Origin of the sequence: Paenibacillus sp. FSL R7-0345, from assembly GCF_038595055.1 — a bacterium.
GTDB lineage: Bacteria > Bacillota > Bacilli > Paenibacillales > Paenibacillaceae > Paenibacillus_AQ.
This window is the reverse complement of sequence record NZ_CP152002.1, coordinates 965,042-985,738: the sequence shown is the minus strand read 5'-3', so window position 1 is coordinate 985,738 and position 20,697 is coordinate 965,042. Positions and strand designations below refer to the sequence as shown.

Annotated in this window: 17 protein-coding genes; 5 read left to right on the top strand and 12 right to left on the bottom strand. The window is 53.4% G+C overall.

The genetic code is table 11. The features are described 5' to 3' along the window. Positions 1 to 119 precede the first annotated feature (119 nt). The gene (locus NST84_RS04175) at positions 120 to 215 is read left to right on the top strand and encodes a YjcZ family sporulation protein (RefSeq protein WP_236337359.1); all 96 of its coding nucleotides are present in this window, start codon (positions 120 to 122) and stop codon (positions 213 to 215) included. 77 nt (positions 216 to 292) lie between these two features. Here NST84_RS04175 and NST84_RS04170 read toward each other — a convergent pair whose 3' ends face one another. From NST84_RS04170 to yicI, 3 genes are all read right to left on the bottom strand, one after another. Beyond that, entirely contained in the window at positions 293 to 607 is a 315-nt protein-coding gene (locus tag NST84_RS04170) for a hypothetical protein (RefSeq protein WP_342564383.1), read from the bottom strand. A gap of 56 nt (positions 608 to 663) precedes the next feature. After that, on the bottom strand, positions 664 to 1,839 hold the full coding sequence (locus NST84_RS04165) for a GDSL-type esterase/lipase family protein (RefSeq protein WP_342564382.1): 1,176 nt from the start codon (positions 1,837 to 1,839) through the stop codon (positions 664 to 666). A 390-nt stretch (positions 1,840 to 2,229) separates the two neighbouring features. Further along, on the bottom strand, positions 2,230 to 4,551 hold the full coding sequence (gene yicI / locus NST84_RS04160; protein WP_342564381.1) for an alpha-xylosidase: 2,322 nt from the start codon (positions 4,549 to 4,551) through the stop codon (positions 2,230 to 2,232). 128 nt (positions 4,552 to 4,679) lie between these two features. Here yicI and NST84_RS04155 point away from each other — a divergent pair, with 128 nt between their 5' ends. From NST84_RS04155 to NST84_RS04140, 4 genes are all read left to right on the top strand, one after another. Beyond that, positions 4,680 to 5,597 (top strand): AraC family transcriptional regulator, encoded by a 918-nt coding sequence (locus NST84_RS04155; RefSeq protein ID WP_342564380.1) that lies wholly within the window; start codon positions 4,680 to 4,682, stop codon positions 5,595 to 5,597. Positions 5,598 to 5,675: 78 nt separating this feature from the next. After that, entirely contained in the window at positions 5,676 to 6,587 is a 912-nt protein-coding gene (locus NST84_RS04150) for a YwqG family protein (RefSeq protein ID WP_342564379.1), read from the top strand. Between the two features lie 132 nt (positions 6,588 to 6,719). Next, positions 6,720 to 7,070 (top strand): nuclear transport factor 2 family protein, encoded by a 351-nt coding sequence (locus NST84_RS04145; RefSeq protein ID WP_342564378.1) that lies wholly within the window; start codon positions 6,720 to 6,722, stop codon positions 7,068 to 7,070. A gap of 169 nt (positions 7,071 to 7,239) precedes the next feature. Further along, on the top strand, positions 7,240 to 7,797 hold the full coding sequence (locus tag NST84_RS04140; protein WP_342564377.1) for an SMI1/KNR4 family protein: 558 nt from the start codon (positions 7,240 to 7,242) through the stop codon (positions 7,795 to 7,797). 105 nt (positions 7,798 to 7,902) lie between these two features. Here NST84_RS04140 and NST84_RS04135 read toward each other — a convergent pair whose 3' ends face one another. From NST84_RS04135 to NST84_RS04095, 9 genes are all read right to left on the bottom strand, one after another. Continuing rightward, on the bottom strand, positions 7,903 to 10,062 hold the full coding sequence (locus NST84_RS04135) for a class I SAM-dependent methyltransferase (protein ID WP_342564376.1): 2,160 nt from the start codon (positions 10,060 to 10,062) through the stop codon (positions 7,903 to 7,905). 120 nt (positions 10,063 to 10,182) lie between these two features. After that, entirely contained in the window at positions 10,183 to 12,105 is a 1,923-nt protein-coding gene (locus tag NST84_RS04130; RefSeq protein WP_342564375.1) for a cellulase family glycosylhydrolase, read from the bottom strand. 129 nt (positions 12,106 to 12,234) lie between these two features. Beyond that, a complete protein-coding gene (locus NST84_RS04125) occupies positions 12,235 to 13,239 on the bottom strand; it encodes a carbohydrate ABC transporter permease (protein WP_342564374.1) in 1,005 nt (334 codons plus the stop codon). Between the two features lie 22 nt (positions 13,240 to 13,261). Beyond that, positions 13,262 to 14,161 carry a sugar ABC transporter permease gene (locus NST84_RS04120; protein WP_342564373.1) on the bottom strand — a complete coding sequence of 300 codons (900 nt, stop codon included), beginning with the start codon at positions 14,159 to 14,161 and terminating at the stop codon, positions 13,262 to 13,264. Next, the gene (locus NST84_RS04115; RefSeq protein ID WP_342564372.1) at positions 14,158 to 16,737 is read right to left on the bottom strand and encodes a DUF5696 domain-containing protein; all 2,580 of its coding nucleotides are present in this window, start codon (positions 16,735 to 16,737) and stop codon (positions 14,158 to 14,160) included. The genes NST84_RS04120 and NST84_RS04115 overlap by 4 nt, the downstream gene beginning before the upstream one ends. Before the next feature lie 14 nt (positions 16,738 to 16,751). Then, positions 16,752 to 17,372 (bottom strand): YIP1 family protein, encoded by a 621-nt coding sequence (locus tag NST84_RS04110; protein WP_342564371.1) that lies wholly within the window; start codon positions 17,370 to 17,372, stop codon positions 16,752 to 16,754. Then, positions 17,353 to 18,861 carry an NHL repeat-containing protein gene (locus tag NST84_RS04105; RefSeq protein WP_342564370.1) on the bottom strand — a complete coding sequence of 503 codons (1,509 nt, stop codon included), beginning with the start codon at positions 18,859 to 18,861 and terminating at the stop codon, positions 17,353 to 17,355. Before NST84_RS04105 ends, NST84_RS04110 begins: the two co-directional genes overlap by 20 nt. A 12-nt stretch (positions 18,862 to 18,873) precedes the next feature. Next, positions 18,874 to 19,776: a carbohydrate ABC transporter permease gene (locus NST84_RS04100; RefSeq protein ID WP_342564369.1), complete on the bottom strand. Its 903-nt coding sequence runs from the start codon at positions 19,774 to 19,776 to the stop codon at positions 18,874 to 18,876. A 2-nt stretch (positions 19,777 to 19,778) separates the two neighbouring features. Next, positions 19,779 to 20,684, bottom strand: a complete 906-nt coding sequence (locus NST84_RS04095) for a sugar ABC transporter permease (RefSeq protein WP_342564368.1) — start codon at positions 20,682 to 20,684, stop codon at positions 19,779 to 19,781. Between the last annotated feature and the right edge of the window lie 13 nt (positions 20,685 to 20,697).

Genomic DNA, 20,697 nt, shown 5'->3' with positions numbered 1-20,697 from the left:
GACGACTGTTCATTATTTGAACCTCCAAATTATAATCAAGCAGGTCAAATGTCTATGCACCAGAGGCGGATGATGCATAATATGGGTCTGTAAGATGATCTTGCGGAGGAGGTAATACAATGAGCGGTTGTGCAAATGTCGGCGGTATGTTCACTTCCACTACTACAATCCTGGTACTCTACATTCTGCTGGTAATCATCCTTAGAACATTCTAAATAATCGAAGCTATGCAGCAAGAAGCCAGGCAGCCGCAATCCGGCTGCCTGGCTCCGCTAGTGCCGGTCCAGAGAAATTAAGTATACAGAAGTGTAATAACCAGCAGCTCATACAGCACAAGGGTAAGAAGGGCTTCATCGCTGCCGCCGAAGAAGGCGCGCTGTCCTCCCTGCTGCTGGACTCCCATATAAAAGAAGCCCTTGTCACAGCCCAATAATCTGCCAACTACAATCTGTCCGTCCATCGTCTGCACCTGAACAATCTGATTAACATGCTGTCTGCACACATTGTGCACATGATGTCTGACTGATTTCAAATTCTGGACAGCCTGATTATCCGCCTGATACAGCACTTTTTGCTGCATCCCCGCCTGAATCCCCATTGTTAGCACACTACCTTCCTCATCTAAAGTACTCCATAGTATGCCTAATGAGCTTCAAGGGTTCTTTATTCGGCCTGTCCGTACCAGGCCAAAAAGGCCTCAGCCACCGCCTTGCCGGCCTGACCGTTCGGATGCGGATCAAATTCGTTGCTCATGTACTCCGGACGGATCCGGTGCTCCTGCGGTGCAGGCTCTGCCAATACAGCGGCTATATCGAATACCCGGTCTACGCCGGCAGGAGGATTATTGCGGATCGCCAAATTTACTGTGCGCCAGTAGGTCTCCCGCTCATCCGCGAAGTTGAACGGCGGTACGGTGCTGAGTATGATTTTGGACGCCGGATTGGCCTCCTTGATCTTGGCGATAATCCCGGTCAAGTCGCTTATAAGCTCCTCTGCTGTGCGTTTGCCGATATCCAGGTCGTTGACGCCAAGCACCATCAGTACTTCATCGCCCTGCTTCGCCTTATTCAGCCATGGCCCGTCTGCAGCCACATCATAGGCTCTGCCCCAGCCTGAGCCGATATTCCACAGTCCATACTCCGTACCCAGCCCTTCAGCTATACGTGCTGCCCAATAGGTGTAAGCATCCTTCTCTGTGCGCACGCCCTGGGTAATGGAATCACCCAGGAATACAAGCTTCCTGGCTACCTGCTTCTTGTAGCCGATATAGCTTGGTGCTACCAGCAGCTTATCCGACTCCGAGAATCCCGCGGCCGCCTCACTGCCCGCCAGGTTTCCCGGGGCATCGAATCCGCTGACCAGCATCCCTTCCACGTTGTACGGGAAGGACTTGCCTGCTGCCAGCGTTCTGATCGTCCAGGTGAACGCCAGATAATGTCCCTCAGGCAGCTCAAGCTGCGCCTCATCGCTCCAGAAGCATTCGCCGGGAGCGACCTGCCGGGAGTCTGCTCCGGCAAAGCTGACTGTCACCTGCGACCCGGACGTTACCGTGCCGTCCGGCACCAGCCCGCCGTCAGCGATAAAAGCGGCTTCAATCACCCATTCCCCGCCTGGCTCGCCGCCTTTTGCTTCCTGCCCCAGATCCCAGGTGGAATCCACGCTGTTGCTGTGCCAGAACTTCAGTGTCAGGCTGCCGTTCTCCCGCAAACGTATATAAGTCCGGTATGTATGAGTGAACGGCTCCGCAGAAATCATTATTTGATTCGCTGCAGCAGATACTGCTGTTGCCGATGAGTACTCAGTCTGGCTGAGCACTCCGTTGTTGTCTTTAATGGTCATAGTCATTTCTCCTGTTCTGTTACGCTGGCAATCCGGTACCCTCTAACCAGGCCGGGCTCCAATGTTTAGTTGGATTTTCGCCATCTAATTTCACTATTTTTCATCTTTTTTAATCACTAAGTGGAAAATCGTCACTTATTTTAGCCCTTACACCCCATATACAGCGAATACTGCACAATTAAGTGTTGTTTTTCCACCTAGTATCCCTCTAAGCAGCGGTTGGCTGACAATTAGATGGCATAATTCCACTTAGCTTAAAGCAAAACTCTGAAAAATCACAATCATCACATAGAATCCGCCTATTCTCAGAGGTTCTTTTATATGCTCCAAAAAAACTCCCTAATAAACCGGGAACAATCTGTTCCCGGCCATTAGAGAGCTGGTATTAACCTATTTCAATGTAATGGTGAAGGAGACAGACTTATCTCCCGCAGCCACATTCACAGTAGTTTCATCCGCCTGCTCAGCGCCTTCTACAGATGCGATGGCACCCAGGTCCTTCACAGCCAGCGAGAACGCTTTGCCGCTGCCTTCAGCAGTTACAGTTACCTTGCTGCCCTGGCGCTCAGCCTTAACAGTCAGCTCAGGCGCACCCTTGATGTCGCGGACAACCGCAGTTGTAGCAGCGCCGTCTTCCAGCGAGTACAGGCCGAACTTCACGCCATCGGCAAAATCATAGTCCGGACGGGTATCTTCACTGCCTGTAGCAAGCAGCGAGTTCTGGCGGACGAACAGCGGCAGGCTGAAGAAGTCATGCTTCTCTTTGCGCCATGCTCCGCCTGTTACGGTTTCGCCGCTCAGCAGGTGCGTCCAGCGGCCGGCCGGCAGATAGTATTTCACTTCGCCGTTCTCCTGGAAGATCGGAGCAACCAGCAGCTTGTCACCAAGCATGTACTGGCGGTCCAGCACTTCACAGGTCGGATCTTCAGGGAACTCCATTACCATTGCCCGCATCGAAGCCCAGCCCTGCTCATGCGCCTGCCCGGCAACATCATACAGGTAAGGCATCAGGCTGCATTTGAGCTTGGTGAAGAAACGGGTAACATCCACCGCTTCGTCATCGTAAGCCCAAGGCACACGGTACGAGGTGCTGCCGTGCAGACGGCTGTGGCTGGAGAGCAGGCCGAAGGCCAGCCAGCGCTTGAATACATGCGCCGGAGCCGTATTCTCGAAGCCGCCGATATCATGGCTCCAGAAGCCGAAGCCGGACAGACCGAGCGACAAGCCGCCGCGCAGGCTTTCTGCCATCGACTCGTAGTCTGCATAGCAGTCGCCGCCCCAGTGAACCGGGAACATCTGTCCGCCGGCTGTAGCCGAACGTGCGAACACTGCTGCTTCATTTTTGCCAAGCTTCTCTTCCAGTACGTCAAACACAACCTTGTTGTACATTTGGGTGTAGTAGTTGTGCATCTTCTGCGGGTCAGATCCGTCGAAGTACACAACATCCGTAGGGATACGCTCGCCGAAGTCTGTTTTGAAGCTGTCCACGCCCATGTCAACCAGGTCACGCAGGTAACCGGCATACCATTCACAGGCTGCAGGGTTGGTGAAGTCCACAAGACCCATTCCTGCTTGCCACAGGTCAGTCTGGTACACGTCGCCGTTCGCTTTTTTGATCAGATAGCCGTTCTTCTTGCCTTCTTCAAACAGCGGCGAACGCTGTCCGATATAGGAGTTGATCCAGACACAGATCTTCAGCCCCTTCTCCTTCAGGCGTTTCAGCATGCCGACAGGGTCCGGGAATACGCGCGGGTCCCACTGGAAGTCGGTCCATTGGTATTCACGCATCCAGAAGCAGTCAAAGTGGAACACATGCAGCGGCAGATCACGCTCAGCCATACCTTCTACGAAGGAGTTAACAGTAGCTTCATCGTAGTCGGTTGTGAACGAAGTCGTCAGCCAGAGGCCGAAGGTCCATGCCGGCGGAAGCGCAGGCTTACCGGTCAGGGAAGTATATTTGCTGATAACCTCTTTAATCGAAGGTCCTTCAATTACGAAATATTCGAGGCTCTCTCCAGCTACGCTGAATTGGGCTTTTTTCACTTTTTCCGAAGCGATTTCATACGAAACCAGCTCAGGATGGTTAACAAATACGCCGTAGCCTTTGCTGGTTACATAGAACGGAATGTTCTTGTAGGCCTGCTCCGAGCTGGTACCACCATCTTTGTTCCAGAGATCAACAACTTGTCCGTTCTTCACAAAAGGAGTGAAGCGCTCGCCCAGCCCGTATACATATTCGCCTACGCCGATATCCAGCTCTTCACGCATGAACGTGTTGCCGTCCTGATCGGTAATGTAAGCCATGGATTTGAAACCGCTGCCGGTAATGCGCTCTTCACCGCGGTAGAAGTCTACGGACCAATGTGTGCCTTTGTTGATGACAACACGGAGTCCGCCGCTGATCAGCACGGTTTGTGTTTCGGTTTCTTCGATTTGTACGTGATCGCCAGTTCCCTTGGTCAGCTCAAAAGCCGGTCCGCGGTCAATAACGCCGTCATTGTGAATGATCTTCACGCCTACCACACCAGGAAGCGGGGAATGGAATTTAACAGTAAGGAGCGTGGAGTTCAGCGTTGCCGCACGTCCTGTAATTGGAGTTGTTTGTGCAATTGCAGTCAGACCTTCAGCAGTCTTTTCCACTACATAATTCTGCACTGCGCCGTTGATATTGATCCCTTCGCGAACCAGCCAAAGGCCGTCTGTAAATTTCATGTGTGTGCTTGCCACCCTTCAATTTGCTGTTTATAGTTGCATTATAACGATAAAAAAACAACAAAACTAATATAATATAGCTTATTTATAACACTATTCTGATGTTTTTCTGCCGAGGAGGCCTATTAATGGACCGCACATCCCAACGATTGTTAAAAGAAGACCGTGTACACGGCGATGTTATGTTTCCGCTGGCTGCCTACTGGATCGAGCTGCCGGCCGGAACTCACATTCTGGATACACACTGGCATGAGGAAGCGGAGTTTTTTATGCTGCTGGAAGGAGAGATTCTGTTCCAGGTGGATACCGATTATTTCCCGCTCCGCGTCGGTGAAGCTGTGTTCATCGAGTCTGGGGATATTCATGCCGCCCATGTCCTGAAAGAAGGACCTTGCCGTTTCTGCGCGCTGGTCTTCCATCCCGATCTGCTGGCCAGTGCCCAGTACGATACGATTCAGCAGACGGTCATCCTGCCGCTTCAGGAGAAGCGCCAGAGCTTTCCCCGGCATCTTACGCCGGACGTTCCCTGGCAGCAGGAGCTCCTGCACCAGCTGGAGCGGATGATGGACGCATATGCTAATAAAATGCCCGGATTTGAGGCCTTTATGAAAGGAACCCTGTTAATTATGCTGTCGCAGATCGCCGCACCGGACAGGTCCGTGAACCATAGCTTATCGCAAAGCGCAGATACCACCAAGGTCAACCGGCTCAAAAAGGTCATCCTTTATATCCAGGAGAACTATCAGGAGCCGATCCGCACCCGCGACCTGTCGGATCTGATTCCGATGAGCGAGGGCCAGTTCTGCCGGTTCTTCAAGGCCATGACCCGCAAGACGCCGGTGGATTACATCAACTCCTACCGCATCCGCCAGGCGGCCGCCCTGCTGCAGCAGACTGAACGCAAAATCTCCGACATTGCGCTGGAGGTCGGCTTTGATAACGTCAGCTATTTTATAAAAGTGTTCCGTAAAGCAATGAGCTGCTCGCCTTCGGAATTCCGTAAAGATGCTGTGCAGGGTACGGGTGTGGGGCAGCTGCATCCATAAGGTCAAAGGGAGAATAATTTAAGCTGACAAATTTAACCTGTCCTTATAAAATAACAATTTAGAAGGGCAGGGAAAACTATGAACATATTGAAGATACTAACTGCAGTTATCTTGTTACTACGCCTCTTAATTACAGGTAATGCAGCAGGCATTGATACTCCCGTATACAAGCACCCGCTGGCCTCTGACCAGATTACAGACCCCTCGATACATGAGATCCGCAAGATGCTGGAAGAAGCAGAGCTGGGACAGTATTGGGACATGTTAAAATATCAGATTCTGCCCGGATTCTACATGGTTCCAACAATAACAGCGGACACGGACATCCAACTGGGCACCAGCAAAATCGGCGGATATCCCGATCTGCCCTCTTCCTTTCAGTGGCCTTCGTGGAAGAATCATCCCATGTCGTTTGTCGCTCAGATTAATCTTGAAGAGTTCCCTATGAATCTGGTTAATCCGGAGTACCCGTCCACCGGGATTCTCTACTTCTTCTATGTGTATGATTATGAGTTATGGTATACCGACGAGGATTATGATGAAGATAAGATGAACAATAATGTTGTGTACTATGCACCGGAAACTGCTGAACTGGTCCGGAGGAAGCCGCCGGCAGCACTATCGGAAGAGCAGATATTCAAGTCCGCGCTGCTCGAAAAAAAGCTTGAATTAACACTTCCCGATTCAGATTATCTGGAAGCGAACAAATTGATGAACAACAAAGCGGACCTGGACCGCTATTCACTGGAATTCAAACCGGATTTTATGAGTATTTACGACCGCGGGATCGGATTCCGTTTCCTGGGCCATATGTCAGCGCTGCAATACGGGGGCCATCCCAGCGGGGAGATTCAATTATTCCAGGCTGACTCCGACGATGCGCTCGGGATGGAATGGGACTTGTCGGGTTTATTGCACTTTTTTATCAAAGCGGATGATTTCAAAAAATTACAATTTGAAAATGTCTATACGTACCGCGTGGGGACGTGAGGCCGGGGGGGTCAGCAGGATTCCTGTCTTCCGATTCAGCGTCTTCTCTGCTTACCGCTTCCCCGATACGGTTAAGTACCTGTAAGGACGGGTCTCCCCGTCCGGTAAATTTACTTACAGGAGGCAGATCCCATGAACCAACATGTCACTATGCCGAGTGAAGTACAGGAATATTATAATACCATCAATCAATATCAGCAGGAGGCTTTTATCGATTTGTTCGCTGAAGAAGCCGTAGTCAGGGATAACGGAAAGCAGATTCAGGGCAGGGAGGCCATTCAGGCCTGGGGCGAAGCAGAGCTGTTCTCGGCCAAGGTCCGCTTCACCATTAATGAAATCGAGGAGTCCGGAGACAGGATCGCTGTAACGGCAGAGATGGAAGGCGAATTTAACCGGAACCGGGTGCCCGCCCCGCAGCTGTTCAGACATGACTTCAAGATTCGTAAAGGTAAAATCAGTTCGCTGGATGTTACGCTAAAATAGATGGATGCCACGTTGGAGCCGCGTTTGCGGCTCCTTTTTGCTATTCCCCTGCCAAAGTTACATTCCCGCAGGCGGTGCTCTCCCGCCTGTAATTGCATTAGCCCGGCTGCTTGATTAAGCTTAATGTTATTATCCATTCAGCAGGTAAACTAATAAGGAGGCCCCTTATATGAATTGGAGCAACGTATTCAGCAGCAGCTACCAGAAGCAGCCGGGTATCTCCGCAGCGGAGCTGGAGTCTTTCACAGCCGGCTGGCATCAGCCGCTGACAGAGATTGAGCAGCAGGAGATTATAAAGCGGCAGCGCAATCCCTTCCCGGCAACGCATCCGCTGCATGCCCAGTACACACCGTTTGATCCCGGCTTGTGGTCCATACCACAAATGCCGCTTCCGGTAGGCTATCTGAACTTTCTGCAGTATTCTAATGGCGGCGAGTTCGGAAACGGCGGCCGGTATTTCCAGTTTTTCAGCGCCGGAGAGCTGCGCTCCATGATGCTCGCTTATGAGTTTCCGGAGTATATGCCGGGAGCAGTGCCGTTTGCGATGGACGGGAGCGGCAATCATTATATCTGGAATATGCGCAGTCCTGCGAACAGCGAGGGGGAGTATCCGATTCTGGTGTCCCACTCCGGCAGTCTCGGCTATGACGATTCTATTGTTATAGCCGGGTCATTCCTTGAGCTGTGCAGCGGAACGACTGCGGTGGACGATGAGCTGAACGGGTAGACGGAGTATCTGGCGCGCCAGATACCGGGCATGCAACAGGCCCGAAACTGCTCGGCGTTATGCCAATACAGTCTCAGGCCTGATTTATACCACTACCTTCTAAGCTCAGTCTGCCGCCTGCCCCTTACGGATCACAATAAAACACGTGCTGTCAGGCAGAGGCACCTCTATTCCGTCTTCTTCCATCACGCTAACCCGCTCGCGCAGCGCCTCGGTGTAACCCTCCTGCAAATAGTGGCGGGATACCTCAATCTGCGCCCGGCTGCCTAAATGCTCGCGGATAAAAGCTTCATACTGTGACGGGGTAAAGTAGCCGAACTGCTCCTGGACCTCGTGAACGTAAGCTTCCGCTCCCCAGGTGTACGTATACAAAAACTCCATCGCATCGTTCACCGGCATCTGTACTTCCTGTTCCGAAAGCACCTGGTACTGAATCTCACGTCCGGCAAAATCCTCTGCATACCGCTTCAGCCACTCCAGCCCGTTCTCCTCCAGGAAGCGGATTCTCCGCTGCTGCGTCTCCGGCTCCGTCATAATCCCGTCACGGATAATGATCACTCCGCCTTCAGCCAATACTTCAAAAGCGCTCACCAGCGCTGCCGCAACGGTCCGGTGATTAAATTTTTGACCATCCATCGGCACATAGGAGTACAGCTCATGCAGAATCGATGAGAAAATAACCGTGTCCACCCTGCCCGCGCCCACATATTTCTTCAGGTTCAGCGCATCGCCCTGCAGCACCTCCCAGCGCCGCCCTTCCCGTGCCTTGCGCTGCTGCAATGCTTCAATTACATTGCTCGAGATATCAATACCGACCGGTGTGACTCCGGGCATCCGCTCTTCGATCAGGTCCAGCAGCACACCGCCGCCGGGTCCAATGTCCAGCACGGTGCTGCCGGTAATATAATCAAGAATAACGGACTTATAATCGGCCGTGTCATTCATCTGGCTCAGGTAGCTGTCCTCATTATGGAACCGGTCAAAGGCGTCACGCCGCAGCTCAAACAAATCGAACAGCATGAGCACGGCCCGCTCATACAGCACCGACTTCTCGGCTTCCATACAGAACTCGATCAGCTTCTCTGCAGCAGGCGAGAACTCGAAGTCGAAAAACACCGTATCCGGCAGATGCCCCTGCCGCCGCAGCCTGTGCAGCAGATGCGGATTGCCTGGCGTAAGCTTGCCCTCTGCAATCTCTCTCCAGCTTAGCCCGGACAGATACTTTTCGATAATCCGCTTCTTATATACGTTGATCTTCTTGGTGCCCTTGTAATCGTAATAAATCGAATTCATCACCGCTTCAAAGCTGAGATGACCTAAGCCATTCCCGTTGCCATTGCTGTCGCCGCCACCGCTGCCGCGGGCAGCCAGCGCCAGCACCTTCAGAAACTGCTCCAGCGAGAAGGTCTGCAGTGCGGATTCCGCATACCAGAAGGTAGCCGGCTGCAGCTCTTCAAGCATTTCTGCAGGCAGCCCCTCCTGCTCCAGACGGCCCCATTCCGCTGCAAAATCCTCCCCGCGGAGGATCGGGCCGGACCGCATGCGCCGCAGCCGCTCCTTCATCGGCAGCGGCTCAGCCGGCTCGCCGGATGCGACGACCGCGATCAGCTCCATGATCTCGCTGCGCACATCCTGCCACAGCACCGGCGAGACTGCACCGATGATGCAGTGGTTCAGCGCAAACAGCAGCCGTTCCAGCTCATCTGCGGTCAGCAGCCCTTCCTCGGCAATGGCAGCCAGCGGCTGGTTGACCTCCGGCGGAACCTCGCCGCGGATCTGCTGGCCGAGCAGCCCGTGCGTCTCGATCAGCCGGTGTACAATGACCAGCGTTTCCGCCTGCGCTACACCCGCCGCCCTGAGAGCAGATGCCTGCGGCCTTCCGGTTACATCAAACGTCTCCCCTGCGTTGTGCTGCCAGTATAGCTGGGCGGAGCCTATATTATGGGCAAAGCAGTTGATGCCCTCCTCCTGCCATTTCCGGCGCTGGCGCGGGGTGCCGCCCTTGGCCGTCTCCGACCAGATCAGCGTCTCCTCGGCCAGCTCCTTAATCCAGTAAGACAATTGCAGGCTGTCAAGCAGACTGAGACTCCGTTCCACATAGTCCAGCACGGGATTGCGCTGATCCAGCTCCTGCAGCGATTCCACCCGCTCCAGGTTAACGATCGGCATCTCGGCTGACACAATAAGATTCAGCCATGCCGGTCCGGCCGAAGGCTGCAGCCGGCCTTCGCGGTAAGCTTCAATGGCTTGCAATGATTTCAGCATGGGAGGCCTCCTATGTAAGATATAAGTTAGTACTTACTATACCATAGCCCCGCTTCAAGCCGTTTGAATCAGGCATAGCCCAAAGGGCATACTCCGTCCCCGTAACAAAACTCCGTCGTATCATCTGCCGCGCTTCCGTTTTCCTCTTCTACCCCAATAGATCCCAGCCGCTGCCAGGACAACCAGACCCGTTATAACTACTATTATCATGGTCAGCTTGCTGCCACCGATTCCAGGCGAAGAACCACCTTCCTCTCCGGCAGGTGAAAGTGCGGGAACGGCTGACTCCTCCGGCTTAGCAGAAATCTCAGGAGCCTCTGACGGTTGTCCTGCCGGCTGTACTGCCACCCCGGCCAATGCATCCTCAGCAGACACACCGATAATCGAGAAGCCTTCCTTGGTTATCGTATAAGGAACAATTTCGCCGCTGCGGAAATGCATCCGCAGCTGCATCTCCCCGTCCTTCACCCCGCCCCAGAAGTCATCCGTGAACTTGATTTCGCCAGTTTTGTAGTCCGGATAGAAATGGCGGATATATTCTTTGAACGGGGTCCACTCATCCGGGCCGGCATTGCCGCCTGCGGTATAGACTGCTTCAAGGGTAGCCAGGCTGTCCCCGTTAAACAGGACCGGCAGGGAATAGATTCCTTGCGGCCCCTGCGAGCTTCGCAGAACAGGAGTGTCATAGCGAATCAGCTTTATGGGCCAGTCAGCTCCGCTACTAAATTTTGCGGTCAATACCGCATTCACTCCGTATTCCTCTGTGAGCAGGCTCTTCAGCAGTTCAGAGGTAAGGATTAACCGCTCTCCCTCTAGCCTATAGTCCGTACCCTCCGTAAGCACCTTGTCACCGGCCAGCAGCTCTTTGAAGACATTGCCGTTCAGGTTCAACTCCAGCGCGGTATCCTGCGGCGTCGAGTCTTTTTTAATGTAAACCGAATCGCTTTGCGCATTGGAGGAACGCCCCTTCCAGCCCTGCACCATCACCTGATGCAGCTCCTCATCCACCCATTTGAAGGTTCGTCTGTCGAAGTGCTGTCCGTTGTCCCACAGCAGCAGCGGCATTTTTTTCTCCCTGGCATAATAGCCGATGTACTCAAAAAACTTCAGAATCTCGCCATGCTGCACCGTCTCCAGTGATTTATCAAAGCCCAGCAGGCCGTATTCGCCGACGATAACGGGAATGCCTTTGGACGTAAAGATGTCGTACGCCCGGTCGAAGGCCTGAATCAAATCCTGCCTGGCGGTATCATCAAAGGTTGTAGTGCCTGCTGTGTTTACACTGAACGGATAATAGCCGTAGTAATGGAATGTTGCAATCAGCCGCTTGTCCTGAAGCTTCGTTATCGTCTTGGACAGCTCCAGCAGCCTGGCCTCGGTCGGGGCGGCAGTCAGTGTAGAGAGCACGAGCGGACGCTTGCCGTTGTTGCCGCCGGAGCTGCGGACAATGCTGTGGAAGGAGACGTTCAGCTCATCCAGCATCGTGAAATATTCAGGCTCATCCTTGCTCCAGTCATCCGAGTAACGCGGTTCGTTGACGCTCTCGAACATCAGCGTATCCGGATATGCCTTGAAATGGCCGGCAATCTGCGTCCAGGCGGCATTAAATCTGGCCATCACTTCATCATGCTCTGACGCCATGTTCATAATCCAGTTGGAATCGTGGTGGAGGTTGATCATCACATGCATTTTCGCTTCCAGCGACCAGTCAACCACCTCCTGAATACGCGCCATGAAGGCCGGATCAATGGCATAGTCCGGGGCATCCCCCATCCGGTGCCTCCAGGTAATGGGAAGGCGGATCGTCTTGTAGCCCTCGGCGGCAAGCTGCTCAATAAAAGCCTTGGTTACAGGCGGGTTGCCCCAGGAGGTCTCATCCCCGCTGGCTTCAAAGGTGTTACCCATGTTCCAGCCGGGACCCAACGCTTCCACATAAGCCTGCAGCGGAGTATCCCCTGCCTTGGCGTGAACAAGCGGTGCTGGCAAGGCCAGAGCAGCCGCCAGCAGCAGGACGATCAGACTGAAAAGATGTTTATTTTTCATTGTACGCACCCTTTCCTGCAAGTAGAAACGGCTACGCCGTCCTAAACAGGACAGGATCCGTTTCTGTATATTTAAAAAAATGCCGGAGGCAGCGAAGCAGCTCTCCAGCATTCTTTTCATGAAGCCGTTTTATCCGATAATGCCGCTCCGCTCCACACTCTCCACAAAATACCGCTGTACAACCAGATACAGCAGAATCAGCGGAATAATGGCCAGCAGAATGCCGGTGTCAATAATCATGGCTACGTGGTTTGGATCAGCCTTAACCGCCGACCCGCCCCCGCCTGCCCCCAGCATACCCGGAATCAGGGCATTGGCCTGAGCCGCCAGCGAGCTTACCTTGGTAGGCATCAGCGCCAGCTCACTCATAAAGAGCGAAGTAAAAAAGGTATCATTATATTGCCACACGAAGCAGAACAGGATGACTGTGATCATCGGCGAGACCGCATTGGGCAGCATGATCCGCAGGAACGTTTTTACGCCGCCCGCGCCGTCGATCAGGGCTGCTTCTTCAATCTCCTTCGGCATCCCCTTGAAAAACTGGCGGAAGATATAGATAAAGAGGCCGGCCTTCAGACCGATCGCGGTTGCCGAGGTAATAATGGAAGGCCAGTACGTATTAAGCAGGTTAAGCCCGGACTTGCCGGTGATCAGATGAATGATCCCCAGAATGTCGAAGCTTCTGAAATGCAGGTACATCGGCACCATCAGTGTGCTGGTCGGCACCAGCAATGTCAGAATGACCAGTGCGAACAGAAGGTTGCTTCCCGGAAAGTTAAATCTGGCAAAGCCGTACCCCGCCAGGGCACAGGAGGCCGTGGTCAGCAGGGTCGTCACGACAACGAACAGCAGCGTATTGCCGAGCAGCGGGAAGTAATCCAGGATCTGCATTGCCATCCGGATATTGTCCATCGTGAAATGGACGGGAATCATATAAATCGTCGGGTTATATATATCCGCCTTATCCTTGAAGGCAATGGAGAACTTCATCAGCAGCGGATAAATAATGATGAAGGATATCCCTATTACCAGCGCATAACGGAACAATGCGTACAGGATATCGACTGCCCTGCCTCTCACCTTCTGGATTCTGTAATGCTGAGCTTCTTTACGGACAGCTTGCGGGGACTGCATGCCGTATCCTCCTTTGCATGAATCAGTTGTAATGCACCCGTTTGGACAGCACATAGCCCACTATGACCAGGATGATGCTTATGATCACCGTATAGATCCAGGACATCGCCGCACTCAGCCCGAAGTTCTGGGTGGTGAACGCCGTTGTGAAGATCATTTTCGTTACCGCACTGCCCGAGAAGGAGTCGATGATTGTATAGATTACATTAGTCAGGATAAGCGGACTCACGAGCGGGAACGTGATTTTCCAAAAGGATTCATAGGCGGTCGCCCCTTCAATCTTCGCAACCTCATACATCGCTCCGGGAACGGACTGCAGTGCAGCAAGGAAAATCAGAATCTGCACACCCGAGCTGGTTATAATCTCATAGATCCGCAGAATGGCATCCACAATGTAGTCCACGAACGACAGCGGCAGACCGATATCGCTCAGAATCATCACCATGGACATGACATTGTACTGGGAGCCTGATTGGCCCAGTTCATTCACCGCGGTTGCATCACCGACCAGATTGATCAGCCCCGAAGCTTCTGCTGCCGATATGGCATTGGAGGCCAGAATAACCGGCAGAAAAAAGATGGCCCGGGCGACGATTCTTCCCCTGAACTTCTGGTTCAGCAGCGTTGCGGAGAACAGGCTGAAGAACAGGATCATTGGCACATTCAGCACCATATCCCAGACCGATTCGGTCAGGACGCGGTTGAAGGTTGCATCGACAAACAGAGCATTGTTGAAATTAGCCCAGCCCACTCCGTCCAGCGTAAAGCCCGAAGGATCAACGGTTAATTTACTGAAGCTGAATTGGATGGACCGCAGCAGCGGTGCTGCGAACAGGAATATAAATCCGAGCAGCCATGGTGTTATAAAAGCAATTCCCAGCAAAGAGCGTTTATGCTGCAGGCTCAGCTTGTTTCCGTTCATGACGGTTCACCTTCAATCACATATTGTCCGGCACCGACTGCTGTTCCCTGCACAGAGACATCCTTGCCGGTGTAGTTGACATAGATAGATATCCCGTTGCTGTACTGCACCTCCACAACACCCTCCTGATGGCGTATATGGTTTACGATCTGCGCGCGCTGTACCGGGGCAAGCACCTCATTCACTTCCTTGTACATGGAAACCGCCTGATCATACCAGTCCTTATAGGAGGTCGCATACATACTGTCAAAATGCGTGAACTTCAGCTTCGAAGACGGCTCATAGGACCATGAAAAATAAGGCGCTGACCCCAGCTCAATAGAGCTGAGCAGCTGCGTGTGCATATCCTGCTCATCGCTCAGGTTGACCGGTGCCCCGGTATAGCTGATGAAGCCATGGACCACCATCTGGTAAAAGGGTACCGTTTCATCCGTAAGCGCAAACCCGCTTGAGGATTCAGGAACATTAATCAGATGGTCGGCATAAGGCCAGGCATAGGCGTTGCCGCCTGAAACCATGGTCTGCCCGACATCCTGGCTGATCCTGTCCAGCTGCTCCTTCACGATGGCTTTAGCCGTTTCCCGCTGAATCACCCGGCTGGCCCGGAAATCGGAGCTCAGCACATTGCCGAGATCCCGCAGAGACACGCCTTCCATCCCAAAGCCGGCATACTTATCCATAAAAGCGTCCACATAATAGGGCAGCTTGGCTGGTGATAACAAATAGTAGCTTCCAAGCGTCATATCCATCCGGTTCAGCGCCCGGTTGTAAGGATACAGCTCCGCTTCCTCCCGCGTGACAAACCTTGCCGCATCGGAAGAGGGTGTGAACCCGCCGTCGTTGTGATAAATCTGCTGGAAAGCCACATCCGGGAACAGGGTTCCGCCGGCCTGTGCCAGCTGATCCCTCAGCGCGGTCAGCTCCGACTTGCTGCCAAGCACGCTTTCGGTCTTCAGCTTATCGGGCGTGGAGTGATTCACGCCTTTGCCGGACCAGCCGGTGTACCGCATCAGCAGCCGTCCGATGCCGTCCTGCTTCAATTCCCCGGCAATCAGTGCGGCCTGCCGGAAGGAGGTCATGGAAATCTCGGAGCGGTAAGGCACGCCGAGCAGCGATTTCTGCTTGTCGACAGCGCCCAGCATATCCAGATAGAACGGAATGCTCTGCTCCTCTGCCAGAGGCGTGAGCGACTTCTCCGCAACCAGCTTATCCCGGTACAGCTCTGCCATCCCCGAATAGCTGGCTTTATCCCCATTCAGGAAGCTGTAGCGGACCTGAATATCGCCCTTGTAAATTTCTTCGCTAAGCAGCTGTATTTCCTGAATGGTCGCTCCCGTGTACAGCTCAAGCTCATCCTCGCCGCGCAAGGAATAGCTGCTGTGAATGAAATTGTAGGAATTCTTTTTGCCGCTGATATCGGCGGCGATACTGGCGATCGCATCACCCTTCTCAATGACAGCAAACCATGCGCCATCCCCGGCTTTCATGCCGAATACCGGCATCCGGGCATTCTGGCTGACCTGGCCGCGCCGGTAGCTGTTGTCATTGGGGTCCGGCCCGTACACGCGCTGCACATACTGCTCTTCCTTCACTTTGCCGTTGTTCAGACGGATCAGGCTGCCGGAGCCGTCAGGAACCAGCATATAACCGTCCGTCAGCTGGTCCGCAGCGCCGAACATATTAAGCAGCTCCAGACTGCGGATCTGATATTGCCCGCTCTCCTTGACCTGGCTCACAGGAACCTTCACGACCAGCGAGCCTTCCTCAAGCCGGTATTCCAGCGGAATAATGAAATTGGGCTTGGACGTTCCCGCTCCCCCGCCGATTCCGTTCTCCGCATTATCCTGCGCCAGATCCTCGGCAGAATAGCCCGCCAGCGCAAAGGCAGCGGTCATTTTCTTGAGTACCAGCGGCTTGGAAACCTGGGCATCGATCCGCTCCATGATTTCAGGGCTGCCGTCCTTCGGATAGTAGCGGGTTGCAACATATTTTGCGGTCGCTGCATCCAGCTTGGAGAGCACTGCCTCCTCCAGCCGGGCCTGACTGATATATTGGGGTAGCGCATCAATGCCTGCCGACGTATCCCCGATGGTATAAGTAATCCGCAGCCCGTTCTTCAGGCTCTCGGCCGTAAACTGCTTGCTGCTGATGCTCTGGGCAAAGTTGGTGTACGATTCCAGTGTCCCTACAGCGTCGCGGAACAGTACGGTCAGCTGCGAGGACAGCAGCTCCTTCTCAAAGCCAGAGGCCAGCGTATCCTCATTGCGGCCTGCCGGATTGCTGTACCAGATCTGACCTGTCCGCTTATCCTTCACCGCTATCTCGGCCGTTTCAGCGTTATAGTACAGGGACAGCTCTGCATCATCCGCTGCCAGCAGCATACCGGGCACACCGCCGGAGGAATCGGGCAGTGCAGCCAGCTCGCTTCCCGCTTCAAGCTCAGCCGTCACCTCCATGTAGGCGGAGGCCTCAACAGCTTCCGCTCCGCGGGAGCTGAAGTACAGAATAGCTGCGGCGATGATACAGAGGACTGCGGCACAGGCGAGCACCGCAGCCGGTAATTTTCGGTTTTTCACAGATGCGGCCTCCTTCATGTACGGAAAATCAATTCACGGTAGATGTTGATAAAAAACTCGGTAATCTGCTGAAGCATGCTCAGGACAAGTGTTCCCAGGAATACAACGATGCCCATAACGACTACCGTAAGCAGCATCGTGACAACCGTTTTGAGCACGGTGTACTGGTGCACGGTCATAATGCCGACGAACAGCAGCCCGATGAACCAGATGGATGCCACTGACATCATCAGATAGTAGAAGGCCGTTTCTTCCTCCGCCATGAACCGGCTGGCCACCACCATCGGAGTATAAATAATGACAATGGGAACAAGCGCATAGCCTGTAGCCATCATGATCTCTTTGAATTTCCCCTCGCCGTCCATCAGCGTTGTAATGGCCCAGTTGGACAGGCACCACAGGAAAAACGGAAAAACTACGGTAAACAGCTGTACAATGCTGTTTAAATGGCGCGGGTCATTATAATTGACCAGGAAGCCTGCGAACTGATCCTTCAGGATCATGGAAATCACCACAAGCAGCAGAATGGTCAGTGTTACCCGCAGCTTTCCTTTGCCCTCATATTTCATATCCCAAAAGCTGTCAAACGGATGCACAATGAGGTGCAGCGGGAATTTAATGAAATCCTGCCTCATGGGCGTTCCCCTCCTTAAGGTTGTGCGGAGCCTGCCTGGAAGCCCGGGATTGCCGCTTTCTTCTCCAGAAACCGAAGATCCGGTAGGCAATCCATACGGCAGCCAGCAGCATTACCGAGGTCAGGAAGGTTCCGAAATGCTCCTGCATCACTTCTCTGCGGTACCGTTTGAAGGCTACGGAATAACCGTCCCGGTCCAACCCGAGCTTGAAATATTTCATTGCCTCCTTGTTGTTCTTCTCCATCAGCAGCGACTTGCCTATGCCGATATACGCGATATCATAGTTGGCATTCAGCTTCAGGACTTCCTTCCAGACAGGAACCGCCTGTGCATCCTCGCCGTTGTAATGATAGCCGACCGCCTCATTCACAATACTGCCGAACCGGGTCGGCTTGAAAACCACGATATTGCCCTTCCCCCGGTCCAGCACGAGCTGGCTGCCGGCGGCGTACTCGATGGCTGCCGGTATTTTGAACGTCCCGGTCTGGTTGCCCTTGCCGCCGTATACATACAGAAGGTCGCCTTCATCGTTATAAGTGAACACCTTACCCTGATTGGCATCAAGCGCACTGTACCTGCCGTCCGGCAGCACCTTGATATCCGTGAACTTGGACGGTCCCACCGACATGCGGTAGCGGATATCCCCGAGAACATCGAAGTAGCCGAACCGTTTCAGTACATCCTCGCCGGAAGGGTTAAGCCGCTTGACCGGCTCTTTGGAGCCCGGATCAATATTCGTTGCATACAGGAAGCCTTTGTCATCCACATCAATATTGGAGAATTCCGTAGGGACGAACAGTGCCATCTGCGCCTTCTGCGCCTTGGTGGAGAACATCCGCCAGATGTATTCGGTGTAGTCGCGCTTGACCTTGTTCGTGCCGACGTAGCCAATGAACACGCCGTTCTCGTCAAACTGCATAATGCCCTCGAAAATACCCTTGGCAATGACATAGACCCGTTCCGCCTGGTCCACCGTTACCTTAACGGGGATAAACTTGAAGTCCGCCGGCAGAATATCCGATTCGGGCTGCTCAATCATCCGCAGCAGCTCCCCGTCCGGGGACAGCACGACGATGCGCCCGTTGTCCGTATCGGCCACGAACAGATTGCCCTCGTCATTCACATAAAGGCCCGACGGATTCTTAAAGGTCTCTTCCTTCCCGGCGTTGTCAAAGCCGGTGATGACCTTATCGACCCTCCAGCTGCTGTCCAGGCAGATAATCCGGGCATTCCCGGTGTCCACGATATAGATCAGCCCGCTGTCCGCAACGACCATGTCGGCGGGGTCAAGGAAATCCCCCACTCCAAGATCCTTGCCTGTAAGGGTGCGGTCGGGAATGTACGCTGCCGGAGCAGGCACGGCTTCCTCCCAGTAATTGTAGTTATAGCTCTCATATGGCACGGCCTCGGCATGCACCGGCGCGGGAGCCGCACAACTCAGCAGCAGGGATGCCACTGTCCCCGCAAGCAGCCACTTTTTTGCAATCAACTGCCTTCCCCCCTAGTCCTTCATTCCTGAAGTAGCCATTGTCTCGATAATCCGGCTCTGTGAAAAAACAAACAGCGTAATCGGCACGCTCATCAGGATCAGCGCTACCGCCGCCGCCGCACCGGATCGGGCAATACCTCCAGCTACCACCTGGCCAGCCGCGAAATGAAGCGATTTCAGCTGTTCGCTGTAGATGAAGCCGTTGCCGTCGCTGCCCCACAGGATCTGAAACAGCAGAATAATCAGGGTCAGCCAGGCCGGCTTAACGTTAGGCATAACGATTGTCCAGAAGATGCGGTATTCGCTGGCACCGTCGATTTTGGCGGCCTCCAGCAGCACATCCGGAATCTGCTCCATAAACTGTTTCATCAGATACAGGCCCAGAGAATAGGCGAATGCCGGTATAATGACGGCCCAGTACGTGTCGATCAGCCCCAGCCAGGACATAATCATGTAGTTAGGCATAGCCGTTACAGCCGGCGTGAACATCAGCGACAGGACGACGATGGTGAACAGCACTTTTTTGCCGGGAAAATGATGCTTGGCCAGCGGATATGCCGCCGCAGAGGCGAATATGACGTGTCCGATAATGCCTGCACCCGTAATGAACACCGTGTTGAAAATATACCTTGAGAACGGCACCCACGAATTGCCGAGCAGGTTAAACAGATCAACAAAATTATTCAGCGTGGGATGGCGGACAAACAGGGTCGGCGGGAAAATAAAAATTTCATCCAGCGGCTTGAATGCATTATTAATGGCATAAACAAGCGGCAGAATCATAAAGGCCCCGAAGAGTGTCAGCAGGGCGAATAAGGAAAACGTGCCCCAGGCTGAACGGTTCACCCGTTTTTTGGGCATCCGGACCGCGTGTCCGATCCGCCTTCTGGCATTAACCTGAAAGGGGATATTCATGATTATTCACCCACCTTTCTAAGGAGCTTTTGTACAATAAGGTTCGAGGCGACCATGATCAGGAACAGCACAGTAGCAATTGCTGACGCGTATCCCATTTCAAATCTTGTGGTGCCAAAATCAATCAGATGCGTGACGATCGTCTCCGCCGCATAGTTCACACTCGGGAACCCGGCCAGGGCAATCGAGACATCGGCTACGGCAAAAGCGGTCGTAATCTGGATTACGGCGCCGAACATTAACTGCGGCCGCATCGACGGCAGTGTGATGTACCATAGCTCCTGCCAGCGGTTTTTGATTCCGTCGACAGCTCCGGCTTCATATAAAGTACCGTCTACCGTCTGCAGGCCGGCGATGAACGCCAGGAAGCCGGTTCCCAGACTGAGCCACAGCTGCACCAGGATGATAATCGGCATAATATAGCCTTCCGTCTTCAGCCACAGGATCGGCTCCAGAATGAAGCCGAAGCGCAGCAGCAGGCCGTTCATAATGCCGTACCGGTCACCGGAGAAGATCATCAGCCAGATGAAGTAGACGTTGCCTGAAATGGAAGGCGCATAGAAGACAAGTGTCATTACCGCCCTAAGCTTGGGTGACAGCTCGTTGATGATCCACGCGAATACAAAACAGGCAATGTAGCTGATGGGCCCTGTAATCACTGCGAACAGCAGCGTATTTTTGAGGGCAATCAGGAAAACATCATCCTCCAGGAACAGGCGGGTATAGTTCTGCCAGCCGATAAACTTCGGAAATTCTAACATGTTGAAATATGTGAAGCTGAGCACAATCGACACCAGGACAGGCAACACCGTAAATACGGCGAACAGGATCATATACGGTGCCATTAAAAAGTACGAATGCTTATTGGCTCTTATCTCATGCCATTTCAGGCTCCACCAATTCTGCACGGCTTGCTCCTCC